The sequence below is a fragment of the Nocardia sp. NPDC059154 genome, assembly GCF_042755705.1.
In the GTDB taxonomy this organism is placed as follows: domain Bacteria; phylum Actinomycetota; class Actinomycetes; order Mycobacteriales; family Mycobacteriaceae; genus Nocardia.
The window spans coordinates 133,477-139,799 of record NZ_JBHZCS010000019.1; the positions used below are offsets into that span (position 1 = coordinate 133,477).

Genomic DNA, 6,323 nt, shown 5'->3' on the forward strand with positions numbered 1-6,323 from the left:
GGACCCAGCGTTTGACTGGACAACGTCCGGCGTCGGCCGCGCGTTCCCGGCCTCGTCACTCGTCCCTGACGATGCGGACGAGCTCGGTGACCGCGGCGCGAACCGCGCCCACCCTGATCGTCCACCGGTCCCCCGACAACTTCAACCGAAGTACCTCGGTGGACTCCGGACCCGCTATACCAAGGAATACCGTGCCGACCGGTCGCCCGTCCTGTGGTTCGGGTCCGGCGACTCCGGTGAGCCCGATTCCCCAGTCCGCTTCGCAGCGGTGACGCGCCCCCACGGCGAGCTGTTCGGCGGTGGTCGCGGCTACCGGTCCGTCGGCGGCCAGGGTGTCGGCACTCACACCGGCGAGCGACTGTTTGAGGTCGGTGGCATAGACGATCAGTCCACCCCGCAACACTGTGCTGGCGCCCGGAATTCCCGCGATGGTGGCGCTGAGCAGTCCCGCGGTCAGCGATTCCGCAGTAGCGACGGTCTGACCGGCGGCGGCGAGCGCGGCCACCAGCTCGGCGGCGGGCGCCGAGGTGACGAGCGGGTCGGGCGGAATGGGCGGAACGGTCGCTACGCGGGACAGCGCGGCCTCGATGTCGGGCCGCACGTCACGCGGCACGGCTGCCGCCCGGCGACCGGAACCAGAGCCGGGCCGCTTGCACGACGTAGTCGAGACCGGTGACGACCGTCAGCACGACGGCCACATACATCAAGTCCATTCCGGCCGAAGCGAATCCGCCGGAGAGCGGCAGCAGCAGCACGGCAATGGCGACAGACTGGACCAGCGTCTTGAGCTTGCCGCCCCGGCCCGCGGGAATCACCCCGCGCCGGACCACGGCCAGCCGCAGCAGGGTCACGCCCAGTTCGCGGGCCACGATGACGATCGTGATCCACCAGGGCAGATCGTGGAGCATCGACAATCCGACGAGCGCGGCCCCGACGAGCGCCTTGTCCGCGATCGGGTCGGCCAGCTTGCCGAAGTCGGTGACCAGGCCGTATTTGCGAGCCAGTTGCCCGTCGATGCGGTCGGTGATGGCGGCGACGCCGAACAGCCCGGCCGCGATCCAGCGCCACTCGGTGTCGTGCCCGCCGTGGGCGAACAGCGCCAGCAGGAACAGCGGCACGATCAGGATGCGCAGCACCGTCAGCACATTGGCGATGTTCAGCAGTGGCACGGCCGGCGGCTCCGCCGCCGCCTCCGGACGGGGCACGGGGGCGAATCCCGGACGCGCCGCGGGACCGGCATCGGTCCAGCGACCCTCCAACTCGTCACGTTGCACGGTCACCAGCGCCCCCACCGGCCGAGACACCGGCCATGGTTTCCGGACCATGCCGGTATGTGGGAGAGCTGGATGTGCGACACACCGATAAGCCTATCGGTACGCGGGCCGACTACTGTGCACCCCATGACAACACGGGCACCTGACAGTGGTTCGATCGGCGGGCATGCGGCGATGGCGCCGATCGTCCGCCGAGCGCGAACCTCTGACGTGCCCGAGATCAAGAGCCTCATCGACATCTACGCCGGCCGGATCCTGCTCGAGAAGAACCTGGTGACACTGTACGAGGCGGTCCAGGAATTCTGGGTGGCCGAGCACGACGGCCAGATCCTCGGCTGCGGCGCGCTGCACGTGCTGTGGGCCGACCTCGGCGAGGTGCGCACCGTTGCGGTGCACCCGGACATCAAGGGCACGGGCGCGGGGCGGTTGATCGTGGAGCAGCTCATCGCGGTCGCCCGCGAGCTGGAGCTGAGGCGGGTGTTCGTGCTGACCTTCGAGGTGGATTTCTTCGCTCGGCACGGGTTCGCGGAGATCGAGGGCACACCGGTGACCGCGGAGGTGTACGCCGAGATGTGCCGGTCCTACGACACCGGTGTCGCCGAGTTCCTGGATCTGTCCTACGTCAAGCCGAACACGCTCGGGAATACCCGAATGCTGTTGACGCTCTGACCTTCTCCATATCTGTACCGATTTAGATCAGGAGCGACAGCCCATGGCCGTCTTCGCCGTCCACTACGTCTACTCCGAGGCCACCGTCCCCGGCCGCGACATCCACCGGCCCGACCACCGAGCCTGGCTGAACAGCCTGGTCGACGCGGGCACCGTGCTCACCAGCGGTCCGTACCCGGACGGGTCGGGCGCGCTGATCCTGGTCCAGGCCGACGACCTGGAGGCGGTGACCACGCTGTTCGAGAACGACCCGTTCAACCGCGAGGGTCTGCTGACCGACAAGCGCATCGTCGAATGGCAGCCGACCATGGGCGCGTTCGTGTCCTGATCAGGCTTCGACCGCCTCGCGCCGGCCGGAGTCGGCGCTGCGGCGGATGGCGTCCAGGACGCGGTGCATGTGCAGGCCGGTCCCGAAGGACGGGACCAGGTGGAGATTGCGGCGGAGGTCGCTCGCCAGACTGTCGTAAAGCCTTGCTACATTGCGGGATTCGATCGGCAGCGCCGCAAAGGGTCCGGCCTCCTCGGGGGTCAGGTCCTGCCACGCGCCGCCCGGGCCGTTGGATCCCAGCAGGCGCAGGTCGCTCATCTGGATGCCGCCCGCTCCCGAGGGGCCGTCGCTGACAATCACCAGATCGCCGTCGGTGCCGGAGATTTCGATGCGGGTGCGGCCATCGGTGACCTTGCCGTCGTGGATGTGGGCCGACACCGGTATGCCGGTATCGGTGCGGCCGGTCAGCAGCAGGTGGTCCGGGCTGGTGACCGATATCCGCTCGCCGGTCTCGTCGATGATGGCGAGCGGGTGGCGGATCGCGAGCTCGGCCGAGACCTCGGTGAGCGGGCCGACCAGGGATTCGACAGTCGCGAGGGTGTGGCCGCCCGCGACCTCCAGCATGCCCGCGCCGTTGTCGCGGTCCAGGGTGTAGGCCGCCCACTGCGGGATGCGGCCGCCCGCGCCCTTGCCGCGGGCCGCGAAGACCGTGACCGAAACCACCTTGCCCACATAGCGACTGTTGACCATCAAGGTTCGCGCACGCTGGACGGCGGGGGCGAGCCCGGCCTGCAGTCCGACGACGTGCAGTCCGGGAACGTCGGCGGCCGCGGCCACGATGGCCTCGGCTTCGGCGGTGGTCCGGGTGAGCGGCCATTCGGAGTAGACGTGCTTGCCCGCGCTCAGCGCGGTGCGGATCAGTTCGGCGTGCGCGGGGACCTTCACAGTGATGACGACCAGGTCGACGTCGGGATGCTCGGCCAGTTCGCGCGCGTCGGTGAAGGGGTGGTCCGCGCCGAAGCGGCGGGCGGCACGTTCGGCGCTCTCGCGGCGGCTGGTGCCGACCGCGGTCAGCTCGTAGTCCGGCAGGGCGCGCAGGGCCGGGATGTGGGCGCGGGTGGCCCAGCCCCGGTCCGGGTTCGCGCCGATGATTCCCACTCGGATGCGGTCCGACATCACTCACTCCTCCATCAAGCGGACTCGATGCGTCCGTTTTTGACGTTAGTCAAACGGACTCGGAAAGTCCACTTTTGCTAGAGTGCGGCCATGACCGCCGTCGATCGCCTGCTGGCCCGGGATGCCGCGCCGACTCCCCGAGCCGATGCCCGCCGCAATCTCGAACGACTGGTCACGGCCGCGCGGGCGGCGGTGGCGGAGGTCGGGGTGGCGGTCACCGCGCAGGAGATCGCGCAGCGGGCCGGGGTGGGCAAGGGGACCTTCTATCGGCGGGTGCCCTCGCTCGACGCACTGCTGACGGCGGTGCTGGAGGAGGTTCTCGACGAGGGCATCGCGGCCGCCGACCGCGCCCTCGCCCAGCCGGATCCGTGGCAGGGGTTCACCGAATTCGCCGGCGTGTACGTGGGTTTGCGGGCGGAGAGCTGCGGGGTCAACGACGCACTGGGCGGCGCGGGCAGTGCCGAGGTGGACCGCTGCATCGGCGATCTGGCCGACCGGCTGCGCGAATTGGTCGGCAGGGCACAGCAGAACGGCTCGATGCGGGCCGATATCGCCTGGGAGGACGTGGCTTTCGCGCTGGCCGGGGTCGGCACCGCCGATCACACCGTCGGCCTGCGCGCGGCCCCGGGTCAATGGCAGCGCACGCTGCGCATCGTGCTGGACGGGCTGTCCGCACGCCGGTGACCACCGGTCCGGCGGTGGCGCGATACGACCGGCGGTCTACCGTCGATCTCGTGCGATCGGATGTTGCCACGGCTCTGTCCAGGTTCCGCGCCGCCCGGGTGGCCCGGCTGGCCACCGCCGATGCCACCGGCGTGCCGCACCTGGTTCCCGTCACGTTCGCGGTCTCCCCCGCCGATTCGCCGCTGCTGGTGGTGATCGCGATCGACAACAAACCGAAGACCACCACCGATCTACGCCGCCTCCGGAATATCGCCGCCAACCCTCGCGTCTCGCTCCTCGCCGATCACTACGACGACGACTGGACCCGGCTGTGGTGGACGCGTCTCGACGGCATCGCCGACATCCTCGGCGACACGGTGGACCGTGAGCTGCCGCTCGGCTGGCTGATCGCCAAATATCCGCAGTACCAAGCAGATCCGCCTGCGGGGCCGATCATTCGGATCACAGTCGACTCGGTGCGCGGCTGGTCGTACGTCTGATGACGTAGCCGCTCGCCAGGATGTGGAGCAGCACATAGCAGCCCGCGTAGGTCGGCACCGTGATGTAGGCGAACCACACCGAGTTGTCGGCGCGCGGCATCATGAACAGGCCGATTCCGATGGGGTGCGGCGAATCCTCGATGGGCGGCCGGTCGGAGAAGGTCCACCACCAGCTGAAGGCGACCAGGACGACGACGGTCGGGGCAAGCCAGGTCCAGCGGGTAGCGGCGGTACGGGCGTGCTGCCAGGCGAGAATCAGCAAAGGCACGAACCACACCCAGTGATGGCCCCACGAGAACGGTGACGCGCACGCGGCGGTCATGCCGGTGACCGTGATCGCCGGCAGCTCCTGACGGGCGCGATGGGCAAGGGTTGCCGCGGTGAGCCCGAGGGCCACGACCGGGAACAGCGCGAGCAGCCACATCCAGGCGGGCGGCTGGAACACGGTCGCCCCGAACGCATTCGACGCGTAGCGCTCGACGTCGAAGAACCGCAGCAGCTGCGCGAGCAGACCGTTGACGGACTGGTTGCCCGGCGAATCGACCGCCCCGACCCGGCCGGCGGCGGTGACCTGTCCGCGCCAGTACGAGTACGCGTCGCCGGGCCGGGCGAGGAAGCCGAGGGCGATGGTCGCGGCGAACGCCCCGGCCGCCATACCCAGCGTCCGCCATTGCCGGGTGCAGGCGAGATAGACGAGGAAGAACGCGGGGGTCAGTTTGATCCCGGCGGCGATGCCGACCCCGAGACCGCGCAGCCGGGCCGCGGGCGGGCGGGTGAGGTCCCAGACGATGAGCAGGACCAGGAACACATTGATCTGCCCGAGCCAGATCGTGGAGCGCACCGGTTCGAGCACCGTGCAGATCACCGCCAGCACCAGTGCGAACATCCAGGTGCGCAACGTATTCGGGTATTTCAGGGTGCGCAGGCAACACCCGGTCAGCGCGATCAGGGCCAGTACGGTCGCGGCCGACCACAGCGCCTTGGCGGTGACCAGCGAGATGCTCGTGAGCGGAACGAAGACCAGGGCCGCGAACGGGGTGTAGGTGAACTCCATGCCGAACACGACGGGCCCGTCGTAGAGCCCGGTCCGATTCCGCAGGGCCGCTCCGCCCGCCTGATACACGTCCAGATCGAGGCCGTTGTTGAACAGGCCGTAGTACGGATTGCCGATGGGTATGGCGAAGACGTGCCACAGCAGCGCGGCCACCATGACGATGAGCCCGCCGACCAGCATCCGGTCTGTCACGCAGGGTTCGGTGCTCCGGCGACCGATCCGGGTGATGCCGCGCTGCCCGGTGAACTCCTCGGCAAACTCCTCAGCCCCCAAAACCATTTGGCTACCATAACCAAAGCCCGACCCGGCCAATCCTCCCAATCACGGTGCTACACCATGGTTCTCGCGGCGAAACCGGCTGCGATCAGCCCGTGGACGCCGGCTCGGTGGTGGTCGATGTCCCGCAGACCGCGGGCGGGCTGCCTTGCACCCGCAGCAGGTCGCAGAAGGTCTGCGCGGCGACCTTCCCAGCCGCCGTCGATCTGCAGCGCCGTGCCCGGGCGGTTGAGCAGCAACGGAATTCCGTGCTTCTTGATGGTGAAGGTCGCCGCGGCGACGCGAAATCTCTGCTCTTCGGCGGTAAAACCGCAGGGAATCAAGGGTATTCGGAAAGCGGGCAGGCTGTTAGCTTGAAATTTAACCTCCGCTGGGTGTTTGCGCTGTTCGGCGGGGTTTGGTGCCCTTCTTGTGGTGGGCCGGGCGGGTATAGGCGTGGCCGG

General features: G+C 68.9%; 9 protein-coding genes. 4 read left to right on the forward strand and 5 right to left on the reverse strand.

Features of this window, described 5'->3' with window-relative positions:
• Nucleotides 1-55 precede the first annotated feature (55 nt).
• Complete coding sequence (locus ACFXN1_RS18640; protein WP_354839737.1) at nucleotides 56-550, reverse strand: CinA family protein; 495 nt, start codon at nucleotides 548-550, stop codon at nucleotides 56-58.
• A gap of 52 nt (nucleotides 551-602) precedes the next feature.
• Nucleotides 603-1,280 (reverse strand): CDP-diacylglycerol--glycerol-3-phosphate 3-phosphatidyltransferase, encoded by a 678-nt coding sequence (pgsA, locus tag ACFXN1_RS18645; protein WP_379398663.1) that lies wholly within the window; start codon nucleotides 1,278-1,280, stop codon nucleotides 603-605.
• Between the two features lie 120 nt (nucleotides 1,281-1,400).
• Between pgsA and ACFXN1_RS18650 the strand changes: the two genes are divergently transcribed.
• Nucleotides 1,401-1,943, forward strand: a complete 543-nt coding sequence (locus ACFXN1_RS18650) for an amino-acid N-acetyltransferase (protein WP_379438794.1) — start codon at nucleotides 1,401-1,403, stop codon at nucleotides 1,941-1,943.
• Nucleotides 1,944-1,986: 43 nt separating this feature from the next.
• Nucleotides 1,987-2,271 (forward strand): YciI family protein, encoded by a 285-nt coding sequence (locus ACFXN1_RS18655; RefSeq protein WP_354839554.1) that lies wholly within the window; start codon nucleotides 1,987-1,989, stop codon nucleotides 2,269-2,271.
• On the opposite strand, the gene ACFXN1_RS18660 is transcribed toward ACFXN1_RS18655, so the two are convergent.
• Nucleotides 2,272-3,387: a Gfo/Idh/MocA family protein gene (locus ACFXN1_RS18660; protein WP_379438793.1), complete on the reverse strand. Its 1,116-nt coding sequence runs from the start codon at nucleotides 3,385-3,387 to the stop codon at nucleotides 2,272-2,274.
• A gap of 90 nt (nucleotides 3,388-3,477) precedes the next feature.
• Here ACFXN1_RS18660 and ACFXN1_RS18665 point away from each other — a divergent pair, with 90 nt between their 5' ends.
• Nucleotides 3,478-4,071 (forward strand): TetR/AcrR family transcriptional regulator, encoded by a 594-nt coding sequence (locus ACFXN1_RS18665; protein ID WP_379438791.1) that lies wholly within the window; start codon nucleotides 3,478-3,480, stop codon nucleotides 4,069-4,071.
• 50 nt (nucleotides 4,072-4,121) lie between these two features.
• Complete coding sequence (locus ACFXN1_RS18670) at nucleotides 4,122-4,550, forward strand: TIGR03668 family PPOX class F420-dependent oxidoreductase (RefSeq protein ID WP_379438790.1); 429 nt, start codon at nucleotides 4,122-4,124, stop codon at nucleotides 4,548-4,550.
• Here ACFXN1_RS18670 and ACFXN1_RS18675 read toward each other — a convergent pair.
• Both ACFXN1_RS18675 and ACFXN1_RS18680 read right to left on the reverse strand, forming a co-directional pair.
• Nucleotides 4,513-5,883, reverse strand: coding sequence for a glycosyltransferase 87 family protein (locus tag ACFXN1_RS18675; RefSeq protein ID WP_379438788.1), 1,371 nt, complete (start codon nucleotides 5,881-5,883; stop codon nucleotides 4,513-4,515). The genes ACFXN1_RS18670 and ACFXN1_RS18675 overlap by 38 nt on opposite strands.
• A gap of 50 nt (nucleotides 5,884-5,933) precedes the next feature.
• The coding region (locus ACFXN1_RS18680; RefSeq protein WP_379438786.1) for a hypothetical protein at nucleotides 5,934-6,323 on the reverse strand (390 nt) is incomplete at its 5' end.

Excerpts from the sequence above, each read along its gene's own strand:
- ACFXN1_RS18650 (WP_379438794.1), top strand. The coding sequence starts at position 1,401 with ATGACAACACGGGCACCTGACAGTGGTTCGATCGGCGGGCATGCGGCG.
- ACFXN1_RS18655 (WP_354839554.1), top strand. The coding sequence starts at position 1,987 with ATGGCCGTCTTCGCCGTCCACTACGTCTACTCCGAGGCCACCGTCCCC.
- ACFXN1_RS18660 (WP_379438793.1), bottom strand. The coding sequence starts at position 3,387 with ATGTCGGACCGCATCCGAGTGGGAATCATCGGCGCGAACCCGGACCGG.
- ACFXN1_RS18665 (WP_379438791.1), top strand. The coding sequence starts at position 3,478 with ATGACCGCCGTCGATCGCCTGCTGGCCCGGGATGCCGCGCCGACTCCC.
- ACFXN1_RS18675 (WP_379438788.1), bottom strand. The coding sequence starts at position 5,883 with ATGGTTTTGGGGGCTGAGGAGTTTGCCGAGGAGTTCACCGGGCAGCGC.